We start from the raw sequence: 23,459 nt of genomic DNA, 5'->3' as shown, positions 1-23,459 counted from the left end.
AGTAAAAAATAAGTGTAAATGGGTTTCATTATACTCCTGGTAACTCGGCTTATTGCCAGCAGCAGTAGCAAGTCGGCGCTACAGAACTACCTCTGCTACCGTTCCTTCGCCTGCTTTTGAGCGGACGAGAAGGTCCCCGCCGTGTAGCTGAATGATTTTGCGGGCCAGGGGCAGGCCCACGCCGTGGCCCACTACATTGCGGGCGTTATCAGCCCGGAAAAAGGGCTGAAAAATTTGCGGCAGCGCCTTTTCGCTAATGCCGATACCGTGGTCCTGAACCCGGATGTAGCGGCGGCCTGCCCGGTAATCCAACCGCACTTCCACCGGTTTGTCAGTGGGAGAGTACTTGAGGGCGTTATCCAGAAGGTTGGTCAGCGCCCGGCTAAGCAACTGGCGGTTTCCCTGAAGCTCCAGCTGCTCCGCATCTTCGGGTAATTCGCCCAGGGTAATCTGCACCCGGCGGCGCTGCTCCGGTAGCACAGCCTCGCGGGCCTCCCACAGCAACTCATCCAGCCGAATGTCGTCGGTAGCGCCGGTATTGGTTTGGGTGAGGTCCAGTAGGTTGTTGATGAGCAGCTTGAGCTGCTGCAGCTCGTGCAGTACCGATGCCACGCCTTCCCGGTAGGCGGCGGGGTCCCGCTCCCGGTTCAGCAGCACTTGCAGCTCGCCAATGGTAGCCGTGAGTGGGGTGCGCAGCTCGTGGGAGGCGTTACTCACAAAGGTGCGCTGGGTTTCAAAGCCTTCCTCCAGGCGCTCCAGCATCCGGTTGAAGGTGCGGGCCAGACGGGTTATTTCGTCCTGCTCATGGCTGATGCCTTCATCCACGCGCAGGTGCAGATCCTGAGTGGTGATGCGGTCTACCTGGTCGTTTACGCGGGCAATGGGAGCCAGGGCCTTACCGGCAAACACGCGGCCGGCCACGTAAATTACCACGAGGCTTACCACAAAAATGCCCGTCAGAATCAGAATTAGGTGTTCCAGGCGGGCCGCCCCGGAACGGTTTTGGGCAGCGGCTACAATGATAAACTGCCCCTGGTTGTCACTGTAAAAGATGCCGACAGCCTGGCGCGGGCCCAAATCAAAGTAGACCTCTTTTTCGGTAAGGATGCGGGCCAGAATATTCTCCGGAATCTGAATCCGAACGTCCTCGGCAATAAAGCGGGGTTCCAGCTTGCTGTTATAAATCTGCAGTACCTCGCCGGTGAGGGTGCGCAAGTAGCGGCGCTGAAACTCCCGGAAGGCTTCGGCCCGTAGCTCATCCTGCTCCAGAAACACGTAGCCCGTCACCTCGGCCCGGTCGCGCAGGCGTTGGTGAAACTCTTCGTGGGTGTAATCGGCCTGCAGCACGTAAATAGTGGTCATTACCGCCAGCAGGATTACGGCCACTACGCCCAGAAACAGCCACGTCAGTCGGTTACGGATGGTCATGCGGCAAAGAGGAAAATAGGGAGAGGGGAAATAGAAACGCTACGCACAGGCTATACGTGACCGTCATTCCGAGCTTGCCAAGGAATCTCGCGTGCTGAGGTTGCCAAGCTCAGCATGACATTTTAATAGTATGCTACTCTCTTCATTTTGCTTCAGGCTATTCCTGCACGCGCAGCACGTAGCCCATGCCCACCACCGTATGAATTAGCTTCTGCGAGAAGCCTTTATCCACTTTGTTGCGCAGGTAGTTCACGTACACGTCCACCACGTTGGAGCCGGCATCAAAGGAATCTTCCCACACGTCGGCAGCCAGTTCGGCCCGGCTTAGTACCCGACCGGGGTGGCGCAGCAGTAGTTCCAGGAGGCCAAACTCCCGGGCGGTGAGCTTGATGGGTTGGCCCGCCCGCGTCACGGTTTTGGCGGCCGTGTCCAGCGTCAGGTCCTCGAAGGTGAGGGTGGAGCCTTTGGCCTGCTGGCCCCGACGGCGGGTGAGGGCCCGCACCCGGGCCACCAGTTCCGGAAAGTCGAAGGGCTTCACCAAATAGTCGTCCGCGCCGCCATCGAAGCCGTGCAGCTTGTCCTGGGTGGTGCCGAGGGCCGTGAGCATGAGTACCGGCGTCTGCTGGTCCTGCGCCCGGATGGCCTCCAGCACTTCCAACCCGCTGAAGTAGGGCAGAATCACGTCCAGAATAATCAGCTCGTAGGAATGGGATAGGGCCAGCTGCCGCCCGAAACGGCCATCGTAGGCCACTTCCACCTCAAACCCTTCTTCCTCCAGCCCCCGCTTGATAAAGGCAGATACTTTCGGCTCGTCTTCAACCAGCAGGATTTTCATAGGGAATGGGTGAACGGGTAAATGGTTGAATGGATGAACTGTTGAACGGTTATACTGTCATCCTGAGTGCAACGAAGGACCTTATAATAGCAGAACGGCTAGTGACGGAACGCATACGTGGTGAGGTCCTTCGCTATGCTCAGGATGACAGTATAATCATTCACCCGTCTACCCATTCAGCCATTTAACAGTCCACCTATCCAACACTTCATTTCTAATCCTCGTCCTCATAATCCAGGCCCAGCAACTGGTTGAGGGCTTGCTGAATTTCGCTGGCCGCGTGCATCTGGCCGGCTTTGCGGGCTACGGTGAGGCCTTTGCGGTAAACTTTTTCGGCCTCTTCGGGCTTTCCTAGCTGCTGGAGCATCTTCCCGGCGTGGTAATACGTACCCACGTACTCCGGATGCTCATCGAGCAGCTTCTGATAATAGTCCATGGCCCGCTCCGGCTCCGTAGTCCGGTACTCCGTAGCCAGTGCATAAATCGTAAAGGCATCGGTGGGGTCGTCCTGGTAAAAGGCCAGGAGTTGTTGCAGGCGGCTCGGTGCGGTTTCCATGGGGCGTGAGTTTTAAGTATCTTCGCCCCCAAATTTGGCACTTTCTCCTAGTTTCTACCCCATAAGCAGCCGTAGATGAAGTTTCTCGTTTGCATCAGCAACGTGCCCGACACGACTACCAAAATCACCTTTACGCCTGATAACAAAGAGTTTAACAAGGCTGGCGTTCAATTCGTGATTAATCCGTGGGATGAGTATGCACTCACTCGCGCTATTGAGCTCAAGGAAGCCCAGGGTGGCGGCTCCGTTACGGTGCTGAACGTAGGCGAGGCTGATACCGAGCCCAATATCCGCAAAGCCCTGGCCATCGGGGCCGACGACGCCATCCGCGTAAATGCCCACCCCAAAGACGCTTTCTTCGTAGCCCAGCAGATTGCCAACATCGCCAAAGACGGCGGTTACGACGTGATTCTGATGGGTAAGGAAAGCATCGACTACAACGGTTTCCAGGTGCACGGCATGGTGGGCGAACTGCTCGGCATTCCCACGGTGGCCCCGGCCATGAAGCTGGACATGAGCGGCAACACCGCCACGCTGGAGCGTGAAATCGAAGGCGGTAAGGAAATTGTAGAGGTAAACACGCCCTTCGTGGCTTCCTGCCAGCAGCCGATGTGTGAGCCCCGCATTCCCAACATGCGCGGCATCATGACGGCCCGTACCAAGCCCCTGAAAGTGGTGGAGCCCACCGGCGACGCCGCCCGCACCGAAGTTTCGACCTACGCACTGCCCCCGGCTAAGCAAGGTGTAAAGCTCATCCCCGCCGAAAACGCCGGTGAGCTCATCAAACTGCTCCGCAACGAAGCCAAGGTTATCTAGTTGGGAGAGCTTAGAGATTAGAGTCCAGAACTTAGCTGCAATTTCAAACAGTCAAGTTCGTTCGCCTCTGATCAAAACTAGGCTCTAAGTTCTCACTGTCTAAGTTCTAAAGAAAGAAATGTCTGTATTAGTAGTTGTTGAATGTGACGGCGGCGAAGTAAAGAAGTCTTCGCTGGAAGTGGCTTCGTATGGCAGCCAGGTAGCGCAGCTGCTCGGCACCACGGCCACGGCCGTAGCCGTGGGCGAAGCCACCGAGGCTAACCTGGCCAAGCTGGGCGAGCAGGGCATCACCAAGGTGCTGCACGACGCTGAGCCCCGCCTGAAAGATTTCGTGAACGGTGCTTATACCAAGCTGATTGCCGCCGCCGCTCAGAAAGAGGATGCCAAGGTGATTGTACTGGCTAACTCCAACATCGGCGCTGCCGTAGGTTCGCGCCTCTCCATCCGTCTGCAGGCTTCGCTGGCTACCAACGTAGTGGAGCTGCCCAAAACCGACGGTGGCTCGTTCACGGTGAAGCGCGGTGCCTTCTCGGGCAAAGCCTTTGCCGACGTGAAGCTGGAAGGTGACCGGAAAATCATTGCCGTTAAAAAGAACTCCATCGAAGCCCTGCACGAGGCTGGCAAAACCGCTCAGGTGGAGGCTTTCTCGGCTCAGCTGTCGGATGCTGACTTTGCGGATGCTCCCAAGCAGGTAGTGATGCAGGACCAGGCCGGCGGTATTCTGCTGCCCGAGGCTGACAAAGTAGTTTCGGGTGGTCGTGGCATGAAAGGTCCCGAGAACTGGCACCTCATTGAAGATCTGGCCAAGGCTCTGGGTGCGGCTACGGCCTGCTCCAAGCCCGTATCAGACGTTGACTGGCGCCCTCACCACGAGCACGTAGGCCAGACGGGCATCACCGTGTCGCCGAACCTGTACATTGCCTGCGGCATTTCGGGGGCTATCCAGCACCTGGCCGGCGTAAACTCCTCGAAGGTCATTGTGGTCATCAACAAAGACCCCGAGGCGCCGTTCTTCAAGGCGGCTGACTACGGCATCGTGGGTGACGTGTTTGACGTGCTGCCCAAGCTCACGCAAGCGGTAAAAGAACTGAACTAATGTGAAGTAAATGTGCGAAATGCGGGAAATTCGCTGCGGCGAGTCCCGGGTTTCGCACATTTTTGCATTCTTCACACCAGCACATTCTCCAAGACTCTACTTGTGAAAAAAATACCGCTCGAAATTCTGGGCCTATCCTCCAGCCAGTCACAGTCGGGCTCCTTTGCCCTGATTCTGGGTGAGAAGACCGGCAACCGGCGTCTGCCCATCATCATCGGCATGTTTGAGGCGCAGAGCATTGCCATTCAAATCGAGAAAATCAATCCCAACCGTCCGCTCACCCACGACTTGTTCAAGTCGTTTGCCGAGCAGGTGCACGTAACGGTGCTGGAGGTGTTGATTTCGGACTTGAAAGAAGGCGTGTTCTACTCCAAAATTGTGTGCTCCGACGGAGCTACCACCTTTGAGCTGGACTCCCGCCCTTCCGATGCCATTGCCATTGGTCTGCGGTTTGGAGTGCCCATCTTTACGGTGGAGAGCGTACTCAGTGAAGCCGGTATCATTCTGTCGGACCTCGACGAAAACGCCGATGAGGACGACGACGATACGGACGAGGATGACGACAACGACCGGCCCACGCCTAAGCCTGCGGAGCCGAAAGAGCCCAGCGGGCAGGTGTCGTTGGATGAGCTGACGAAAATGCTGGCGCAGGCCCTGGAGCGCGAGGATTACGAAAAAGCCGCCAAAATTCGCGACGAATTGAATAAGCGTAACAACGGCTAAGCCGCTGTCTGTTTGCTATAAGCCCCGAACACCTACTTGGCTGTTCGGGGCTTTTGGTTTGCAGCGGCTGTCAGCCTTCACCTCTTTCCTCCCCCTCATGGAAGCATCTACTCCTGATTTGCGCTACCCCATTGGCCACCCCGTGCTACCCGACGAGCCCCTGGACCGGGGCGCCCGCACTGCCTATATGGCCCAGATAGCCACCCTGCCCGACCAAGTGCGGGCGGCTATAGCGGGTTTCAGCTCCGAGCAGCTGGATACCCCGTACCGCCCCGGCGGCTGGACGGTGCGCCAAGTCCTACATCACCTGCCCGATTCGCACCTCAACGCGTACACGCGCTTCCGGCTGGCCCTCACCGAGGATAACCCTACCATCCGTCCTTACGACGAAGCGGCCTGGGCTGAGCTGCCGGACGTGGCTACCACGCCGCCCGCCGTATCGTTGGCGCTGCTGGAAGCCCTGCACATTCGCTGGGTAAAGCTGTTGCGCGGCATGGATGAAATGCAGTGGCAACGCACCTACTTCCACCCGGAATCAAAGCGCACCTTTACCCTGGATCAGGTATTGGTCTTGTATGCCTGGCACGGCCGGCACCATCTCGGGCACATTGCTGAGTTGGTACGCCGGGAAGGCTGGAGACGATAGGGTAGAGAAGAAGTCGAAGCGAAAAGAAGAAGCGCTTACAGGCCCCGCACAAGGTTCTGTAAGCGCTTTTTCTTTTCGCTTTGGGGCCTAAATATTGATGGCTTCGTCGGTGGTGGCGGCGGCGAGGCCGCCTTCGGTTTCATCGTCCACTTTTTTGGCGGCGCGTACCAGGCTGCTGCTGAAGATGAACTCCTTGAGCTCGGGAACCTGGGCGTTCAGGATTTCATCCTTGTTGCCATCCCACAGCTTGAGGCCTTTGTAGAGGAAGATGATATGGTCGCCGATTTCCACCACGGAGTTCATGTCGTGGGTTACAACCACGGTGGTAATGTTGTACTCGTGGGTGATTTCGTGGATGAGCTCGTCGATTTTGATGCTGGTGAGCGGGTCGAGGCCGGAGTTGGGCTCGTCGCAGAACAGGTAGGTACAGTTGGGCGCAATGGCGCGGGCAATGCCCACGCGCTTCTTCATGCCGCCCGAAATTTCGGAAGGCATTTTCTGGCCCGCGTTTTCTAGGCCCACGCGCTTCAGGCAGAACTCTACCCGGTCGCGCCGCTCTTCCCGACCCATTTCCGGCGCCAGCATCTTCAGGGGAAACTCCACGTTTTCTTGCACCGTCATGGAGTCGAACAGCGCCGAGCCCTGGAACAGCATGCCAATTTTGCGGCGGATTTCCTGGCGGATCTGGACCTTGTTGTTGGTAAACACCGTGCCATCGAAGGTGATGCTGCCCAGGTCAGGCTTCATCAGGCCCACAATACACTGCAACAGCACCGATTTGCCGGTACCCGACCCGCCGAGCAGCAGGTTGCACTTGCCCGTTTCGAAGGTGCAGGTAATGCCTTTCAGCACCTGGTTACCATCAAAGGATTTCTGGACGTTATGAACTTCAATCATTTTAAGTTTCTAATTGCTGGTTTCTAGTTTCTGGTTGCGGTTGGAGTATGGCGTTGAAAAACAACTAGAAACCAGCAACCAGCAACTAGAAACTTACAGAAGCACCGCCGCTAGTACGAAGTCGGCAATGAGAATGGCGATGATGGAGTTATTTACAGCCGTGGTGCTGGCGTTACCAACTTCCAGTGCGCCGCCCTGGGTGAAAAAGCCCTTAAAGGACGAAATGGCCGATACCAAAAAGGCAAATACCACCGATTTGATGAGGGCAAACACGATGTTGTAGGGGATGAAATCGGTGCGAATGCCTTCAATGTACTCTTGAGCCGATAACGCCCCGGTGAGGGACCCCGCCAGGTAGCCGCCGATGATAGACAACGCCATGGCCAGCACCACCAACAGTGGGAACATGAGCATGGAGGCCAGAATGCGCGGAAACACCAGGTAAGAGGCCGAGTTAATACCCATTACCTCTAGCGCCGATACCTGCTCGGTGATGCGCATGGTACCCAGACCGCCCGCAATACTGGAGCCTACCTTACCAGCCAGCACAATGCTGGTGATGGTGGGGGCCAGCTCCAAAATAGTCATCTCACGCACCATGTACCCAATGGTACTTTTGGGAATAAGCGGGTTGGTGAGGTTGTAGGCAATCTGCACGCAGGTTACGGCTCCAATAAAGGCCGATACAATGGCCACAATGAAAATGGAGTTGATACCGATGATAATACACTCATCTAGGGTGCGTTGCCACAGCACCGCTAGGCGTTCTTTCCGCGTGAGCATGCTCTGAATAAAGAGCAGAAATTCACCGAAGGCTTTGACCATACAAACGAAAAACAAAAGGAAAAGCGAAACTTGCAGCGGTTACGCAGAGGCCGGCCAGCCGTTGGGGCGGGCTGCCGCTGTGCTTACGTAAAAACCATTTCCGCAATCAAAGGAATGCAAAAAAATATCGTTGTCACGGGAGGCACCAAAGGAATCGGGCGGGCATTGGTGTTTCGGTTTCTGCGGGCCGGCTGTCCGGTAGTTACCTGTGCCCGTTCTCAGTCCGACTTGGAAGCTATGCAAGCCGTTGCCGCCGAGCTGATTCCCGGAGCCGTGCTGCACACCTTCGCCGCCGACCTCAGCAGGCGTGCCGATACTGTTCGCTTCACAGAGTTTGTGCAGCAACAGGGACCGGTGCAGGTACTCATCAACAACACGGGCTCCTTTGTCCCCGGCCGGTTGCAGGATGAACCTCTGGACGGCTCCCAACTGCGCCGGATGCTTGACGTAAACCTGCTCAGCGCCTACGATGTAACACAGGCCTTACTGCCGGGGCTATTGGCCCAGCGTAGTGGCTACATTTTCAATATCTGTTCCACGGCCAGCATTACGGCTTACCCCAACGGCGGCTCGTATGGTATTGCCAAGCACGCGCTGCTGGGCTTCACCCGCAACCTGCGCGAGGAGCTTAAAGAAGCTGGCATTCGGGTAACGGCCGTGCTGCCGGGGGCCACGCTCACGGCTAGCTGGGAAGGGGTAAACTTGCCTGCCGAGCGGTTCATCCGGGCTGAGGATGTCGCTGAAGCTATTTTCGGAGCCTTTTCCCTATCGTCGCAGGCTGTGGTGGAGGAACTGCTGATTCGGCCACAACTGGGGGATATTTAGGCAGCCGGTGGAGGGGTGGGGCGGCGGATGTAGGCGATGTACAAGAAGTCAAGCACTACTGCCCATAAGGTGGCCTGCACCACACTTCCAAGCCAGGGCAACGCCGGCCGCCACCCCCACCCCGTTGAAATACTGAAAAGGCCTACTGCTACCACATACCCTAGCTTCAGCCAATCCAGCCGTTGGCGCTGCCGTTTACGGCTCCACCATACCCCATATATTCCAACGAGTAGTAGGCCACTTCCTATCAGTAGGTGAGAGGCTCCGTTCCAGTGTTGAAGCTTGAACAAAAAGCCTAGCCCCATTCCACATACGGCCACAAGCACTGGTACAAAAAAACCGGAAATGCTCAACTGGCCTTTGTAGATCACCAGCAGAAGAAGGCCGTAGGCTAGGGCCGGAAGCAGAAACGAAGCAGAAAGCATCAGAGCGCACCTATTCGGGTTGGAGTTTACCCTTGCCCGTAACTTTCAGGTTTATCTGAGGGTGGAGGGTATAAAAGACGGTACCCGTGCCCGCGTGCGTACCCACCAAGCGTTGGGCAGCTCGCACGTGCTGATTACCGTTGCTGTCGAAGTTGGTATAGAGGTAGGCGTCCGCAATGGAAAAATCAGCCGCGTACAGGCTGCCGTTGCCGCCCAGCGTGTGGTGCAACTCCTGCGAAGTGCCACTCAGGTACAAGTCGCCCAACTCGTACTGGCTGATCCATACGTATTGGCTGCGCAGGTTCAGGTGATAGTCGCCGGAGCCGATGAGGTGGAAGAAGATGGTGTCCTGGCTGAAAGTGCCCTCGGTACGAACATCGGCTTGGCCGCGCAGGAAGGTGCTGGTGATATGAGGCGTGTGCAGCGTCACCTCGCGCGGAGTGTCGTAGCGGCGCACCCAATTGCAGCGGCTGGTGTTGCGGATAATCAGCTCGTCGCCTTTTACTTCCAGCCGAATATCGTCCTGCAGGTTTTTGCCGGCCCGTACTTCGGCGTAGGTGTCCGTATCCTGTACCACCGTTACCTGCACGTTGTCGTAGGTAGTCAGTACCCGGAACGGCGGCAGGCTGCGGCGCTCCGTAATGATGCTGCCAGTGCTGGTGAAACAGCCGGCTTCGTTTTCCTTGCTGCAACCCGGCAACAGGCAAGTAACCAAGCCGCATAGGGCTAGGGCGCGCAAAACCCGGCCCGGCCCGCTAACTTGCATCTTCAAATCTGACCACACCATATAACTCGGCACTATGGACCTCAGCGGCAAGGTAGCCATTATCACAGGCGTCAGCAAAGGCATTGGGCGGGCTACCGCCGAGTTGCTGCTGGCAAAGGGGATGCAGGTGGCTGGCTGGGGCCGCACCGCCCCCGACGACTTCAAGCACCCGCGCTTCCACTTTATCAAGTGCGACATCCGTAAGGAAGCCGACGTGCAGAAGGCCTACGAGGCCACTGTGAAGGCTGCGGGCGAGGAAATCCATGTGCTAGTGAACAACGCCGGCCTGGGCAATTTCGGGCCCGTTGACGGGTTTTCGTCGGAGCAGTGGCATCAGATGTTCGATACCAACGTGCACGGGCTGTTCTACTGCACCCGCGCCGTGCTGCCGCAGATGAAAAAGCAGAAGCTGGGCCACATCATCAACGTGGCCTCTCTGGCCGGCACGGCGGGCACCGCCAACCTGGCCGGCTACTGCGCTACTAAGTATGCCGTGCGCGGCTTCTCCGATGCCCTATTCAAGGAAGTACGCCCCCAGGGCGTACGCGTAACCTGCGTAATGCCCGGCTCGGTAGAAACCAACTTCAACGGTAACGAGCCCGGCCAGGAACCCGACCCACACAAAATGCAGCCCGAAGATATTGCCGCCGCCATTGTGCACGCGCTGGAAGCCCCGCAAACCGTTATGGTGTCGGAGCTGCAGATGCGGCCCACGCTGGTAAAGTAAAAAACACGACTGTCATCCTGAGCGGAGCGAAGGACCTTATCACGTTACAGTAATTTAGGCCTACGTGATAAGGTCCTTCGCTCCGCTCAGGATGACAGGTTGGAAATATAGTATATGGTAGAAATAACCAACCTCACCAAAACCTTCGGTCCGCAGACTGCCGTGGATGGCATCAGCTTCTCGGTTGGGAAGGGCGAAATTCTGGGGTTTCTGGGGCCGAACGGGGCCGGTAAGTCCACCACCATGAAGATTGCCACCGGCTACCTGCCGCCTTCGGCGGGCACGGTAGTAGTGGAAGGCTTCGATGTGCAGACCGACCCGCTGGAGGTGCGCCGCCGGGTGGGCTACCTGCCCGAGCACAACCCGCTGTACTTGGATATGTACGTGCACGAGTACCTCGAATTCATTGGCTCGGTGCACGGGTTGGGCGGCAGCACGCTGCGCCAGCGGGTGCGGCAGTTGGTGGATAGGGTAGGGTTGGGGCGCGAGCAGAACAAGCAGCTCGGCGCCCTCTCGAAAGGCTACCGTCAGCGGGTGGGCCTGGCCCAGGCGCTATTGCATGACCCCGGCGTGCTCATCCTCGATGAGCCCACCACCGGCCTCGACCCCAACCAGATTGGCGAAATCCGCAGCCTTATTCAGGAGTTGGGTGAGGATAAAACGGTCATTTTCAGCACCCACATTCTGCCCGAGGTGGAAGCCCTGTGCAGCCGGGCCGTCATCATCAACCGGGGCCGCCTCGTGGCCGATTCGCCCGTGTCGGAGCTGCGGGCCCGCGCCGCCGGCCAAACCATCATCCGCGCCGAGTTTGAGTTGCCCATCGACCCGGCCCCGTTGCGGGCCCTGCCCGGGGTGCTGGGCGTGGAGGCCGAAACCGGCAGTACCTACCGCATCCAGGCCCGCCCCGGCACCGACCAGCGCGGGGCCATTTCGCGTCTGGCCGCCGCCCAGGGCTGGGTGCTGCTGGGCTTGCGCCAGGAAGAGCAGCGGCTGGAACAGGTGTTTCAGGAGCTGACGAAGTAATCTTTCATGGAAAGTTTCGATAGAGTAAAGGAGTGGATAGAAGCTGGAAAACAGGTTGGAAAATCTGATTATTTCAACGAAGGGAACGAGAGATATTTATTGTCAATAGGGGTACAGAAATGGGATAATGAATACAAGCTCTACTTATTCAAGGCTAATGAGGCCAAGAAGATTGACCTTGATTATTATGATATAGAAGGGGTAATCAGAGTTACATCATTTAGAGATCTTGTGAACTTGATTAATATGCTGAGTCCATTCAAGTTTGCTGAATTAGCTCCCATTAAGGGGCAAAAAATGTTCAATCCAGCACTCGACTAAGCATTTGCCTTTTCAAGACAATTACCACGGTTGCCAACATGCTAGCAATACTTCGCAAAGAATTTAACAGCTTCCTGAACTCGCCCGTAGCCTACGTGGTGCTGGGGGTGTTTTTGGTGGCTACCGGGCTGTTCGTGTGGGTGTTCCCCGACAGCTCGGTACTGGATTACGGGTTTGCCGATTTGCAGACCCTGTTCAGCACCGCCCCCTGGATTTTCCTGTTCCTGATTCCGGCCCTCACCATGCGCACGTTTGCCGAGGAGAAGAAGGCCGGCACCATGGAGCTGCTGCTTACACGCCCGCTCACCGATGGCCAGATTATCGGGGGCAAGTACCTGGCCTGCCTGCTGCTGGCGTTGCTGGCGCTAGTGCCCACGCTGCTGTACTATTACTCGGTGTACCAGTTGGGTAACCCCGTGGGTAACATCGACTCGGCCGCCACGGTGGGCTCCTACCTGGGGCTGGTGCTGCTGGCGGCGGTGTTTGCGGCCATCGGCATCTTCGCCTCAGCCCTCACCCGCGACCAGATTGTGGCGTTCCTGGCGGCGGTGGTGGGCTGTTTTCTGGTGTACACCGGCTTCGATTCGCTGGCTTCGGTATTCGATGGTGGTCTGGCCTACTACATCGGCCAGCTGGGCATTGCGGCCCATTACCGTGACCTGGCCAAGGGCCTCATCGACTCCCGCGACATGCTGTACTTCCTGAGCCTGATTGCCGGCTGCCTGCTGGCTACTCGCCTGGTGCTGCAAAGCCGCAACTGGTAAGGCTTTTTTAGCTGATGGCTGTTAGCTGTTAGCTGTTGGCTTTTGAAAAAAATTAGCGACTGGCTTCTTAATGTAGAAGTCAACCTCAGAAATCAACTGACCTTCTCAAGTGAGTACAGAACAACAGCCATCAGCTAACAGCCATCAGCTAACAGCCAAAAAACGCGACCTGACGCGCTTTGGGGCGATACTGCTGGGGCTGCTGCTGCTGAACTTCCTCGGCAGCCTGTTCTTTTTCCGGCTCGATTTGACGGAGGAGAAGCGCTACACTATGTCGGGGGCCACCAAAACGCTGCTGCAGAACCTGAAGCAGCCCGTGACGGTAACCGTGTACCTCGACGGCGACTTTCCGCCGGCCTTCCGCCGCCTGCAGCAGTCGGTGCGCGAAACCCTGAACGAAATGCAGGTGTACAGCGGCTCCAACCTGCACTACGTGTTCGTGGACCCCTCGGCGGCCGGCACTGAGCAGGCCCGCAACCAGTATTACCAGACGCTGTTCAAGAAGGGCCTCGCACCCACCAACCTGGGAGCCAACGAGAACGGCAAGCGCGTGGAGAAAATCATCTTCCCCTGGGCCGTCGTGTCGGCGGGAGGCAAGGAGCAGCGGGTGCTGCTGCTGCGTGGCAACCAGGCCGCCCCCTCGGATGTGCGCCTGAACCAGAGCATCGAAGGGCTGGAGTATGAGCTGGCCTCGGCCATTCGCAAGCTCAACCCCGGCCAGCGCAAGCGTATTGGCGTGGTGGAAGGCCACGGCGAGCTGAGCAACGCCGAAGCCGGCGACCTGATTGGCTCCCTGAGCCAGTACTACGACGTATTCCGGGTGAACCTGGCCCAGTCGCGCCCCGAGGCCCTGCAAACGCTCAGCGCCATTATTGTGACCAAGCCCGCCACGGCCTACACCGAGCCCGAGAAGTTCAAGCTCGACCAGTTCATCACCCGGGGCGGCAACGCACTGTTCTTCGTGGATGCCATGCGCGTGAACTTGGATAGCGCCAACCGCGGTGGCATGCTCTCGTTTCCGCTGGCCCTGAACCTGGAGGACCAGCTGTTCAAGTACGGGGTGCGCGTGAACCCTGATCTGCTGCTCGACCTGAACTCCGGTGTAATTCCGCTGGTAACCGGCATGACGGGCAACAAGCCTAAGGTGGAGCCCATGCCCTGGCAGTTTTACCCGCTCATCAACAAGTTCAGCCCTCACCCCATCACCCGCAACCTCGATGCGGTGTACACCAAGTTCGTGAGCAGCATTGATACGGTGAAGGCCGTGGGCATCCGCAAAACGCCGCTGCTGTTTACTTCGCGCTACACCCGGGTGCTGCCGGCTCCCGTGCCCATCAACCTCAACGACGCCCGCCTGGAGCCCAACCCCAAGCTCTACACCGCCCAGTTCAAGCCCGTCGGCTACCTGCTCGAAGGCCAGTTCAGCTCCCTGTACGCCAACCGCGCCGAGCCCGGCACTACCAACTTCCAGCCCGCCATGCCCGCCGGAGCCAAGCCCGCCAAAGTGCTGGTGGTGTCCGATGGCGACTTCGTGCGCAACGACGTGGACCCTAAAACCGGCCGCCCCTTCCGCCTGGGCTTTGATAGGCTGGCTAACACCGAGTTTGCCAACCGGGAGCTGGTGCTCAACGCCGTAGACTACATGCTCGACGAAACCGGCCTGATTGCCGTGCGCGGCAAGCAAATCACCCTGCGCCCCCTCGACGAACTACGCGTGGCCGAGGAGCGCCGCCGCTGGCAGCTGCTGAACCTGGGTGCGCCGCTGGTGCTACTGGCCCTGTTCGGGGCCGTGCGCGCCTGGCGGCGCAAGCGCCGGTACGCGCGGTTTTAAAAATAGCAGGGCTGAATTAAGCTATTCTGAAATATGCAAAAAGAGGATTTTGTTAAAATAACGTTAATACTATTCTTAGCAATTTTCTGGTTGTTATGGGATTTTCCTAGTGTAGATAATAAATCGTGTAGTCGTGACTATGTCTATGTTAGTCAGATGTATGCTAATATGAAAATAACTAGAATAGATTCATCGACAGCAGCAATCAAGTTCTATGGTGTGGATTTAAATACTCGCAAACCATACGCATTTGATTCAGGTACTAAGTGGTTTGTATTTGTGAAAAGACATGTTGCAGTTGGGGATACATTTTTGAAAGAGATAGGGTCAAATAGGTTTATTATAAAAAGTGTGCTTAGTAAAACTAGGTTTGATTTTGAATGCGAAGCCGATAGCTCACTTCCTAAAATGCCGATTTTCTATAAATATTAAAAAGAATGCTAGATGATTTAATAGGGGACTTATTAGCCTGGCTGTTGTTCGCACCAATTGGCGCACTATACCTGTTCATCCGGTACCGTGGCAGCGCCAAGCGCCGACAGGTGCTGGCGCAGGAATATGAGAACGAATACGCCAACGTGGGAAGAGTAGTAGCGTTGAATACAGTGGCCGCAGTGCTGATTCTGGCGTTGCTGGGCATGTTGCTGATAGTGCCGTTGCACGCATGGCTAAAGAGATAATATACACTGTGCAATGCGCAGATAATGCCGAAGCCGGTGCTGTGCTCAGGAAATAAACGCAGCTTCACTGGACTTTTGAAACTGGTTGTATTGGTAAATTAAGCATTGATTGTCAGTGTATTGTATTTTTAATTATCAGGTATTTTGTGCGGGAAACGTGAGTTGTGGAAGTGTGAAGAAGGGCTGACTTTTACTCCAATCATTCACGCCGCCGGTTCGGCAGCCCTTACCCTCTCATTACTATGCGTACGTATTGCGCTATGCTAGCCCTGTTGCTGTCTGCTTCTGCCACGCTGGCTCAGCAACCTGCTCCATCCTCCAACCCAATTACGCCCGCTGCTCACACCCAAGCGGACTCCGTGGCAGCGTTGCGGCACTACTTTCAGCACAAGCGGCAGGTGGGGGCGCTTGTGACGGTGGGGCTGCTGGCCGCACCAGTTTCTGCTGGGGTAGCCGCCAGCCGAGAAACCGACCCATTGGGCCGTGGACTGGGGTATATGTTTGGCGTACCCCTGGGTGCCGCGCTGCCCTTCGGTAGCTGGCTGTATCACCGACAGTACAATCGTCGGCAGGAGGAGCGCGCGGTGCAGGCGCTGCAGGCGGGCACTTTACCGGTTAAGCTGCAGCGCCGGTTGAAACCAGCCTACTTTCAGCCCTAAGATAGGACCCAACAAAAAGCTGCTGAGTTGAACCGGGGAAAGCAAGAAACCTGAGGTGCTAACCCTTAGCACTGCTAGAAAACCCCACGGCCGTTGTGTATCTTTGCCATCTACCCAACCAAGCCCGAAACGACTCTTCCGTATGAAATTTATCGTCTCGTCTTCCGCCCTGCTCAAGCAGCTTCAGAGCATCAACGGCGTGGTTACGAACAACCCCGTGGTGCCGATTCTGGAGAACTTTCTCTTTGAAATTGAGGACGGCAAGCTGACGATTACCGCCTCCGACCTGGAGACCAGCATGATGACGGAGCTGCCCGTGGAGGCTCGTGAAAGTGGCCGCATTGCCGCGCCCGCCCGCATCCTGCTTGATACCCTGAAAAACCTGCCCGACCAGCCCGTGACCTTCACGCTGGATGAGGAAACCTATACTATCGAAATTGCCAGCAGCAACGGCCGCTACAAGCTGGCCGGCGAAAACGCTACCGACTTTCCCCGCGTGCCGGTGGTGAAAGGCTCGGCTCCGCTGGAAATTCCGTCGTCCTCGTTGAGCCGGGCCATCAACAAAACCATCTTCGCCGTTAGCACCGACGAGCTGCGCCCGGCCATGACGGGTATTCTGGTGCAGCTGGCCGATAATCAGGTAACCTTTGTGGCTACCGACGGCCACCGCCTGCTGCGCTACCGCCGCTCCGACGTGGGGGCCGGCCAAACGGCCAACCTCATCATCCCGCGTAAAGCCTTCAACCTGCTGAAAGGTGCGCTGCCCTCCGAGGCTACGCCGGTGCGCGTGGAGTTCAACAGCTCCAACGCTTTCTTCTCGTTCAACCAGATGCGCCTGGTGTGCCGCCTGATCGATGAGCGGTATCCCGACTACGAGAACGTAATTCCGGTAAGCAACCCCAACAAGCTCATCATCAGCCGCCAGGAGTTCCTGAACTCGGTGAAGCGTATCAGCATCTACTCTAACAAAACTACTCACCAGGTGCGCCTGCGCTTGGCGGGTTCGGAGCTAACAGTTTCGGCTGAGGACTTGGATTTCTCGAACGAGGCTAACGAGAAACTGGCCTGCCAGTACGATGGCGAGGACATGGAAATTGGCTTCAACGCCAAATTCCTGCAGGAAATGCTCAGTAACATCGATTCCGAGGAAATCACCCTGGAGCTGAGCACCCCCAACCGCGCCGGCCTGCTCATGCCTACTTTGGCCGACGACAACGAAAGCATCCTGATGCTGGTAATGCCAGTGATGCTGAACAACTACGTGTAACGGCGGTTTACCCGAAAACTTACGAGAACGTCATGCTCGGCTCCGGCTTGGCATGACGTTCTTTTTCACTCTTTTTGAATCATGAAAAAATCTGAAATCCGCTTCAGCATTGCCCTCGACGACCAAAAGGTACCGGAGGCCATCAGCTGGACGGCTACCGATGCGGGCTCCGATATTCACTTTGCCAAGGCCATCAACGTATCCATTTGGGACCGAGACCAAGATGGTACCATGAAAATCGACCTCTGGACCAAGGATATGCCCGTGGATGCCATGAAGTATTTCGTAGTGGACACCATCGGCTCCATGGCCGAAACCATCATGACGGCTACCAATGACGTGGTAATGGCCACCAAAATGCGCGACCTATGTCGTCAACTCTCGGACCACATCGAGGAAGAGAAAGGCAAACAGAGCTAAATTTCTACTCTACACGCCAACAAAAAGGCCCCGACAGTATATTGTCGGGGCCTTTTTGTTGGCGTGTAGAGCGTTTGCTACTGCCGGGTGCGGGTAGCAGGTGCTGCCGTGGTACGAGCCGGCCCAATGGTGGCGCCGTTGCTGCTTGCTGGTAACGGGTTTTGCACCGAATTTACGAAGATGGCATTGGCGGCTTTAGAGCCGTAATCCATGCTGAACGTGTTGTATGTGCGGCGCGAATCGTAGTAGTTGCTGTACTGGTCGGTGCTGAGCACGGCCTGCAACTCCTTATCACGCTCCTTACACACAGCATCACACTGCTCTTTGATGAGCTTAGTGTTGCCGGCGTTTTTCTGGTTGATGGCTACGATTTTGGCCTGCTTATCCTCGTTGATGGCTTGCAGGCGGGTTTTCTGGTAGCCGTTCAGGCGCAGGTCGCGGGCCATCTGGTCGGAGAGCTGGCGGGCGTGCTGCTGCACCGGGTTCAGGCGCGGGGAGGGCTGGGTTTTATCCTGCGGGGCTAGGGCAGGCTTCTGCTGGGCATGAGCGCCAAGCGAAGCAACGAGCAAAGCGGCCGCAGCGGCAAGTTTCTTGGTCATGGTATCAGAAGCGGTTCAGTTCAGAGAAAACCGGCAGCTTTTCATCACACGAAAAACCGCTGGCAGGTATATCCTAACGAAAAACTGTGCCAGGTAGTTTACTGTCAGATAAAAACGAGTGCCCCAGAGCAGTGCCGCGGCCCGTGCGCGGGAGGATAAAGCCTCCTGGCACCAAGCCGGAATACTGCTCCGGGGCACACCTTCATCGGGCCGAAAATCAGTTCTGGGATACCGTCAACCCCCTAAAACTTATTCTTCCACATCATCGACTCCACCGGCTTTGTGGTCCGCTCGTTGTACTTGGCGTTGGGTTTGCGGTTGTAGAAGTTCTCAACGTCGCCCTGCACGGAGAAGTAGATGAGCTGGCCCACGGGCATTAGGTGGTACACCCGCACGGGCATGGACACGCTGATTTCCAGCGTCCAGGTGTTGCAGAAGCCGATGTCGCCCTTGCCGGCGGTGGCGTGAATGTCAATTCCCAGCCGGCCGACGCTGCTTTTGCCTTCCAGGAACGGTACGTGGGCGTGGGTTTCGGTGTACTCCTCGGTTACGCCCAGATACAAAGTGCCCGGCTGCAGCACGAAGCCTTCCTCGGGTATCTCAAAAACGTCGATTTCGTTGTGTTTGCGGGCGTCCAGCACGGCGTCGCGGTAGGTAGCCAGGTAGCGGCCCAGATGTACGTCGTAGGAGTTGGTACCCAGGCAGGTTCGGTCGTATGGCTCGATGACAATGGTGCCCCGCTCCATTTCGGCGAGAATCTGCTGGTCGGTGAGAATCATGAAAAGTGTGTTGAGTGATGAGAGTTAAGGTATGAGAGCTGAATGATGAAGTAGTGCTGGCCGGGCCACACGTAAATTCATCATTCAGCTCTCATACCTTATAATTTCTGGGTTACTCCTCGTCTTCGTAGCTATCCTCGGGCAGTGCAGCGCGGCGGCGGGGCTGGGGGGCGGGCTGCTCCTCGGCGTCGCCAAGGGCGTCGAGGCGCTGGCGCAAATCGGGTAGTACGCTGGTGATGAGGTAGAGCAGCAGCAGGAACGAGCCAGCGGACAACATCAGGCTCAGGTAGTCCATCCAGTCGTGGCGCGGGGCCACATCCAGCGAACGAGGGGCTGTGTACTCGGGCTGAACGGTCGCCGCCGCTTCCGGCTGGGGCTGCGGGTCTTCGATGGTCGTTTTGGCTGGGGTTGCGGCGGGCGCATCCACATCGGCGGGCGGCACGGCGGCACCGTCGGCGGCCAGGTCTTCGGGGGCGGGGTCCTCGGAAGCGTTGAAGCGGGCCGCGCCCTGCTTGATTACCCGTTGCAGGCTGTGCACCAACGCTACCCGCTCGTCGCGGGGCAGCACCCGGATAAAGAACTCGAAGTTGCGGTCCACCAGCACGGAGTTCAACTGCTTCTCAAACTCCACCAAGTCGGTACGGCCCTTGCCAAAACGGCCTTTGTACCGGTCGGAAATGCCGTTATAGTTCTGAAACAGCTTCTTTAAATCGTCGCGGCCGGGAAAGTTATCGAACTCGCGTCGGGCTTTGGTCGTGCGTAGCGAAGCCGGGAACTTGCCCCGGGCAAAAGACTTGTCGTACACGGTTTCCATGGTGCGGAAGTTCAGCTCGTCGATGGTATTGTCGAAGAGCTGCTTGTTGGCCGCCGCTGGTGCATCGGTTTGGGCCCACAGCGGCCCGGCCGCCACGCACCACAACAGCATCAACAACGGCAGCAGCCGGCGAAATCGGGACATAGAAGCAACGAATGGTTGCCGCAAAGGTCGGAAATGGTTTCTAGTTTCTTGTCGCTGGTTTCTGGTTACTCGTTCAGATCAGAATACGGGTGGTAAATCAAAACCAGCAACTAGAAACCAACAACAAGAGACTCCTTTACAGCCCGTGGGCTTCCTTCATCGACTCGCGGCAGGCCGTGAGGTAGTGGTCCACGAGGTCGTCGGTAATGGCGGTGCTCACGAACAGGGCCTCGTACTGGGCCGGGGCCAGGTAGATGCCGCGGTGCAGCATGGCCCGGAAGTAGCGGCCGAAGGCTTCGGTATCGGAGGCTTTGGCCGATTCCAGGTCCGTCACGGGCTTATCGGTGAAGAAGACGCTGAACATGGAGCCCACCTGGTTGACCGTGTAGTTCAAGCCCAGCTCCTGGCAAATCTGGCGGGTACCATCGGCAATGCGGGTGGTAATGCGGTTCAGCTCGTCGTACAGCTCGGGGTGTTGTTGCAGGTAGGTGAGCTGGGCAATACCGGCGGCAGTGGCAATGGGATTACCCGAGAGCGTGCCCGCCTGGTACACTTTGCCGGCCGGGGCCACGTTGTCCATAATTTCCTGACGGCCACCGTACGCGCCCACCGGCATACCGCCCCCGATGATTTTCCCCAGCGTGGTCATGTCGGGCGTGATGCCGTAAAGCTCCTGCGCGCCGCCCCGGGCCAGCCGGAAGCCGGTCATCACCTCATCAAAGATGAGCACGATGCCGTGGCGGGTGCACAGCTCGCGCAGGCCCTGCAGGTAGCCTTCGGCGGGAGCCACCAGCCCCATATTACCCACCACCGGCTCCAGAATAAGCGCGGCAACCTGGCCTTCGTTGGCCGTCAGCACTTCCTCCAGCGCAGATAGGTTGTTGTAGGGCACGGTGAGGGTATCCTGGGCCACGCCTTCGGTTACGCCCGGCGAGTCGGGGGCGCCAAGGGTGAGGGCCCCCGAGCCGGCGGCAATCAGGAAGGAGTCGCCGTGGCCGTGGTAGCAGCCCTCAAACTTCACGATTTTGTTGCGGCCGGTGTAGCCCCGTGCCACCCGAATGGCCGACATAGTAGCTTCGGTGCCGGAGTTTACCAACCGCACCTTTTCAATGCTGGGTACCATCTGCTTGATGAGCTCGGCCATTTCGACCTCGCGGCGCGTGGGCGCGCCAAACGACAAAGAATTGCCAATGGCCTGCTGCACGGCGTCCAGCACCACATCGGGGGCGTGGCCCAGAATCATGGGGCCCCAGGAGTTAATGAAATCCAGGTAGCGGTTGCCATCTACATCCGTTAGCCAGGCACCCTTGGCCGACTGCATGAACACCGGGTGGCCACCCACGGCCCGGAAGGCCCGCACCGGCGAGTTCACCCCGCCCGGAATGTGGTCTTTGGCCCGCGTGAACAGGGCGTCGGAGGTGGAGAGGTTCAGGTCGTGGGCAGAGGAGGATGAGGACATGGAAAAAGGTGGTAGCGCGAAGCAGCGGGCTTCGCGGTGTTAAAAAAATCGGGGTGGTATAGCCTGCCAGTCTTCCCAGGGCTGCAGCCCTGGGCTAGTCAGCGGAACATATCGAGCCTTACATGGCCCAGGGTTTCAGCCCCGCAACCCATGACATAACCTACCGGATGCCGACCGGGTTCAGCACTTCCACTTCCAGGTGCTCCAGCTTGGTGAGGGGCACGTACTGGTTGTCGTGGGTGCCACCGGGGTAGCCGATGCCCTGGAATACCGCGCCCGACACGGGGCCGCCGTTGGCCAGCTGCTGCTGGAAGGCTGCCCCGTTCTGGTGCAGCACGTTGCCGAAGTAGTACAGCAACTCGAAACCGGTGAAGGCAAACACCGAGGGCGGCAGGTTCTGGCGCTGGGTGTATAATTGCTTAAAGCGGCGCACGCCGGGGTTGGTTTTGTCGAGGAACTTAGGATGCACGAAATACACGTCGCGCGCATCCAGCTGGCCCAGCCCGATGCGGTTGTTATCCAGCCAGGAAGCGTAGGTAATGAGCGGGGTGCGGGCGGCCTGCAGCTTCAGGGCGCTGAACACGTAGGGGCCCGCGCCTTTGCCATCAGAAGCTACCACCAGATGACCGATGGATTTCAAATCCACGTCGCCCAGGGCGGCCGACAGGCTTTCCTGCACATCGGAGTTGATGCGGCGCAGCTGCAGCACCTTGCCCCCCAGCGCCTCGTAAGCTTGTTTGTAGGCTTGGCCGAAAGCGGCTTCATCCTTAGTATCCTCGTAAAGTACCACGGCCGTGCGGGGGCCACCCAGGCGGGTGTAGGCGAACTGCGCGGCCTGCCGGGCCTGGGTGGCGGTGCTGGGCTCGAACAGGTAGTGCCAGGGGTTGTCGAGCACCAGGTCGCCATCCTGCGAGAGGGGGTTCACCACGGCAATCTGGTGCTGCTGGGCGTAGCGGGCCAGAATCTTGGAGCCCGACTTATACACCGGCCCAATGATCAGGTCCAGGCCGGCTACTTCGGGCAGCGCCAGCACCTGTTTCAATTGCAGCGTATCGGCCCCGGTATCGTAGGCAAACAGCTGCACCGGGTGGCCTTCCCGCTGCAGAGAGTCCTGGGCCAGCCGTAAGCCGGCATACAGGTCGGTTACGAACTGGTTTTTGCGGCGCTTCTCCCAGCTGGTATCGTCAAACTCGAAGGGTAGGAGCACACCAATGTTGTAGGTGCTTTTGCGGGCCGGGCGGGGGCGGGGCGTGTAGCGGGCAGGGTCGAGCTGAAACTGCTGCACCAGCTGGGCCAATTGGTCTTTATCGGCGTCGGTGTACCAGCCGCCGTTGGCCAGCTTATCGGCGTAGGCGCGGCCGAGAGCGGGCTCCTGGGGGTAGGTTTTGAGCAGGTTCTGAAAGGTAGCCTTGTCCTTGATGCGGGGCAGGTACTGGGCCTTCATGTTGGCCTGCTCGGTGGTGAGGCGGCCGGCCGGAATCTGGGCCAGCACGCGCAGGGCATTGTCGAAGTCGCCCTGCTCAAAGGAGAGCTGGCCCTGCAGGAAAAAGGCTTCGGGCAGGTTGGGCCACTGCGGATACTCGTTGCGCAGCAGGTTGAGCATCTGCTCGGCCTCGGCCCACTTTTTGGCCCGGCTGGCCGCCACGGCGTACAGGTACGCGGCCTCAGGGGCCTTGCCGAACTTGCCGGTAGGGGCGGTCAGCGGCTCCAACTCCTGCATGGCCAGGTCGTAGCGGGTCTGGTCGATGAGGGTTTTGCCGTTGCGGTAGCGCACGTTCGGGTCCGCGGAGCCGAGGTTGGCGGGCAGGGGCGGACCGGTGGGCTTGGTCGCGGCCGGTTTGGGAGCCGGGACGGTACTGGTGGTGGGTTTGGCGGGTGTGCTGGTAGCCGGTTTGGCCGTAACCGGAGTAGCGCTGGTTTTTGCCGGAGCCGCAGTTGCGGGTTTGGCCGGGGTAACAGCAGCCTGTTTAGCCGGGGCGGACTTAGTGGCAGCGGCCGGGGTGGCGGGCTTTTTAACAGGGGTTTGCTGAGCCACGCCGGGCCGCGGGGTAGTCAATCCAACACACAACACCGCAGCAGGCAGCAAAGCAGAAAACCTCATACACCAGATAACAATTGAAGGCAGAAGAAACTA

Annotated in this window: 26 protein-coding genes; 15 read left to right on the top strand and 11 right to left on the bottom strand. The window is 58.0% G+C overall.

Annotation, left to right across the window (positions count from 1 at the left end):
- Positions 1–78: 78 nt before the first annotated feature.
- The 3 genes from LF252_RS09570 to LF252_RS09560 form a co-directional block, all read right to left on the bottom strand.
- Positions 79–1,428 (bottom strand): HAMP domain-containing sensor histidine kinase, encoded by a 1,350-nt coding sequence (locus LF252_RS09570; RefSeq protein ID WP_226269359.1) that lies wholly within the window; start codon positions 1,426–1,428, stop codon positions 79–81.
- Between the two features lie 157 nt (positions 1,429–1,585).
- Complete coding sequence (locus LF252_RS09565) at positions 1,586–2,263, bottom strand: response regulator (protein ID WP_226269358.1); 678 nt, start codon at positions 2,261–2,263, stop codon at positions 1,586–1,588.
- Positions 2,264–2,477: 214 nt separating this feature from the next.
- Entirely contained in the window at positions 2,478–2,819 is a 342-nt protein-coding gene (locus LF252_RS09560) for a tetratricopeptide repeat protein (protein WP_226269357.1), read from the bottom strand.
- A gap of 75 nt (positions 2,820–2,894) precedes the next feature.
- Here LF252_RS09560 and LF252_RS09555 point away from each other — a divergent pair, with 75 nt between their 5' ends.
- From LF252_RS09555 to LF252_RS09540, 4 genes are all read left to right on the top strand, one after another.
- Positions 2,895–3,635, top strand: coding sequence for an electron transfer flavoprotein subunit beta/FixA family protein (locus LF252_RS09555; RefSeq protein ID WP_226269356.1), 741 nt, complete (start codon positions 2,895–2,897; stop codon positions 3,633–3,635).
- A gap of 118 nt (positions 3,636–3,753) precedes the next feature.
- Complete coding sequence (locus LF252_RS09550; RefSeq protein ID WP_226269355.1) at positions 3,754–4,731, top strand: electron transfer flavoprotein subunit alpha/FixB family protein; 978 nt, start codon at positions 3,754–3,756, stop codon at positions 4,729–4,731.
- Positions 4,732–4,833: 102 nt separating this feature from the next.
- On the top strand, positions 4,834–5,454 hold the full coding sequence (locus tag LF252_RS09545) for a bifunctional nuclease family protein (RefSeq protein ID WP_226269354.1): 621 nt from the start codon (positions 4,834–4,836) through the stop codon (positions 5,452–5,454).
- A 97-nt stretch (positions 5,455–5,551) separates the two neighbouring features.
- A complete protein-coding gene (locus LF252_RS09540; protein WP_226269353.1) occupies positions 5,552–6,100 on the top strand; it encodes a YfiT family bacillithiol transferase in 549 nt (182 codons plus the stop codon).
- 87 nt (positions 6,101–6,187) lie between these two features.
- Here the strand turns inward: LF252_RS09540 and LF252_RS09535 are convergent, their stop codons facing one another.
- Positions 6,188–6,997: an ABC transporter ATP-binding protein gene (locus tag LF252_RS09535; RefSeq protein WP_226269352.1), complete on the bottom strand. Its 810-nt coding sequence runs from the start codon at positions 6,995–6,997 to the stop codon at positions 6,188–6,190.
- Positions 6,998–7,090: 93 nt separating this feature from the next.
- A complete protein-coding gene (locus tag LF252_RS09530; RefSeq protein ID WP_226269351.1) occupies positions 7,091–7,822 on the bottom strand; it encodes an MlaE family ABC transporter permease in 732 nt (243 codons plus the stop codon).
- Between the two features lie 114 nt (positions 7,823–7,936).
- Between LF252_RS09530 and LF252_RS09525 the strand changes: the two genes are divergently transcribed.
- On the top strand, positions 7,937–8,647 hold the full coding sequence (locus tag LF252_RS09525; protein ID WP_226269350.1) for an SDR family oxidoreductase: 711 nt from the start codon (positions 7,937–7,939) through the stop codon (positions 8,645–8,647).
- Positions 8,648–9,082: 435 nt separating this feature from the next.
- Here the strand turns inward: LF252_RS09525 and LF252_RS09520 are convergent, their stop codons facing one another.
- Positions 9,083–9,787 carry a GIN domain-containing protein gene (locus LF252_RS09520; RefSeq protein WP_226269349.1) on the bottom strand — a complete coding sequence of 235 codons (705 nt, stop codon included), beginning with the start codon at positions 9,785–9,787 and terminating at the stop codon, positions 9,083–9,085.
- Positions 9,788–9,872: 85 nt separating this feature from the next.
- Here LF252_RS09520 and LF252_RS09515 point away from each other — a divergent pair, with 85 nt between their 5' ends.
- The 10 genes from LF252_RS09515 to gldC all read left to right on the top strand — a co-directional run bounded on the left by LF252_RS09515 (position 9,873) and on the right by gldC (position 17,530).
- Positions 9,873–10,565, top strand: a complete 693-nt coding sequence (locus LF252_RS09515; protein WP_226269348.1) for an SDR family oxidoreductase — start codon at positions 9,873–9,875, stop codon at positions 10,563–10,565.
- Between the two features lie 114 nt (positions 10,566–10,679).
- Complete coding sequence (gene gldA / locus LF252_RS09510; protein ID WP_226269347.1) at positions 10,680–11,588, top strand: gliding motility-associated ABC transporter ATP-binding subunit GldA; 909 nt, start codon at positions 10,680–10,682, stop codon at positions 11,586–11,588.
- A gap of 6 nt (positions 11,589–11,594) precedes the next feature.
- Positions 11,595–11,909 (top strand): hypothetical protein, encoded by a 315-nt coding sequence (locus tag LF252_RS09505; RefSeq protein WP_226269346.1) that lies wholly within the window; start codon positions 11,595–11,597, stop codon positions 11,907–11,909.
- 38 nt (positions 11,910–11,947) lie between these two features.
- A complete protein-coding gene (gene gldF / locus LF252_RS09500; protein WP_226269345.1) occupies positions 11,948–12,673 on the top strand; it encodes a gliding motility-associated ABC transporter permease subunit GldF in 726 nt (241 codons plus the stop codon).
- 109 nt (positions 12,674–12,782) lie between these two features.
- Positions 12,783–14,504 carry a gliding motility-associated ABC transporter substrate-binding protein GldG gene (gene gldG / locus LF252_RS09495; protein ID WP_226269344.1) on the top strand — a complete coding sequence of 574 codons (1,722 nt, stop codon included), beginning with the start codon at positions 12,783–12,785 and terminating at the stop codon, positions 14,502–14,504.
- Between the two features lie 33 nt (positions 14,505–14,537).
- A complete protein-coding gene (locus LF252_RS09490) occupies positions 14,538–14,936 on the top strand; it encodes a hypothetical protein (RefSeq protein WP_226269343.1) in 399 nt (132 codons plus the stop codon).
- A 5-nt stretch (positions 14,937–14,941) separates the two neighbouring features.
- Positions 14,942–15,184: a hypothetical protein gene (locus LF252_RS09485; protein WP_226269342.1), complete on the top strand. Its 243-nt coding sequence runs from the start codon at positions 14,942–14,944 to the stop codon at positions 15,182–15,184.
- 242 nt (positions 15,185–15,426) lie between these two features.
- The gene (locus LF252_RS09480; protein WP_226269341.1) at positions 15,427–15,843 is read left to right on the top strand and encodes a hypothetical protein; all 417 of its coding nucleotides are present in this window, start codon (positions 15,427–15,429) and stop codon (positions 15,841–15,843) included.
- A gap of 142 nt (positions 15,844–15,985) precedes the next feature.
- The gene (gene dnaN, locus LF252_RS09475) at positions 15,986–17,110 is read left to right on the top strand and encodes a DNA polymerase III subunit beta (RefSeq protein WP_226269340.1); all 1,125 of its coding nucleotides are present in this window, start codon (positions 15,986–15,988) and stop codon (positions 17,108–17,110) included.
- 81 nt (positions 17,111–17,191) lie between these two features.
- Positions 17,192–17,530 carry a gliding motility protein GldC gene (gldC, locus tag LF252_RS09470; protein ID WP_226269339.1) on the top strand — a complete coding sequence of 113 codons (339 nt, stop codon included), beginning with the start codon at positions 17,192–17,194 and terminating at the stop codon, positions 17,528–17,530.
- A 77-nt stretch (positions 17,531–17,607) separates the two neighbouring features.
- Here gldC and LF252_RS09465 read toward each other — a convergent pair whose 3' ends face one another.
- The 5 genes from LF252_RS09465 to LF252_RS09445 all read right to left on the bottom strand — a co-directional run bounded on the left by LF252_RS09465 (position 17,608) and on the right by LF252_RS09445 (position 23,426).
- Complete coding sequence (locus tag LF252_RS09465) at positions 17,608–18,129, bottom strand: hypothetical protein (protein ID WP_226269338.1); 522 nt, start codon at positions 18,127–18,129, stop codon at positions 17,608–17,610.
- Between the two features lie 242 nt (positions 18,130–18,371).
- The gene (gene dcd / locus LF252_RS09460; protein WP_226269337.1) at positions 18,372–18,908 is read right to left on the bottom strand and encodes a dCTP deaminase; all 537 of its coding nucleotides are present in this window, start codon (positions 18,906–18,908) and stop codon (positions 18,372–18,374) included.
- Positions 18,909–19,020: 112 nt separating this feature from the next.
- A complete protein-coding gene (locus tag LF252_RS09455) occupies positions 19,021–19,866 on the bottom strand; it encodes a hypothetical protein (protein ID WP_226269336.1) in 846 nt (281 codons plus the stop codon).
- Between the two features lie 136 nt (positions 19,867–20,002).
- Positions 20,003–21,325: a glutamate-1-semialdehyde 2,1-aminomutase gene (gene hemL, locus LF252_RS09450; RefSeq protein WP_226269335.1), complete on the bottom strand. Its 1,323-nt coding sequence runs from the start codon at positions 21,323–21,325 to the stop codon at positions 20,003–20,005.
- A gap of 160 nt (positions 21,326–21,485) precedes the next feature.
- Positions 21,486–23,426 carry an ABC transporter substrate-binding protein gene (locus LF252_RS09445; protein WP_226269334.1) on the bottom strand — a complete coding sequence of 647 codons (1,941 nt, stop codon included), beginning with the start codon at positions 23,424–23,426 and terminating at the stop codon, positions 21,486–21,488.
- Positions 23,427–23,459 lie beyond the last annotated feature (33 nt).

Origin of the sequence: Hymenobacter pini, from assembly GCF_020421205.1 — a bacterium.
GTDB lineage: Bacteria > Bacteroidota > Bacteroidia > Cytophagales > Hymenobacteraceae > Hymenobacter > Hymenobacter pini.
The sequence above is the reverse complement of the archived record's forward strand: the minus strand, read 5'-3'. Positions and strand labels throughout refer to the sequence as shown.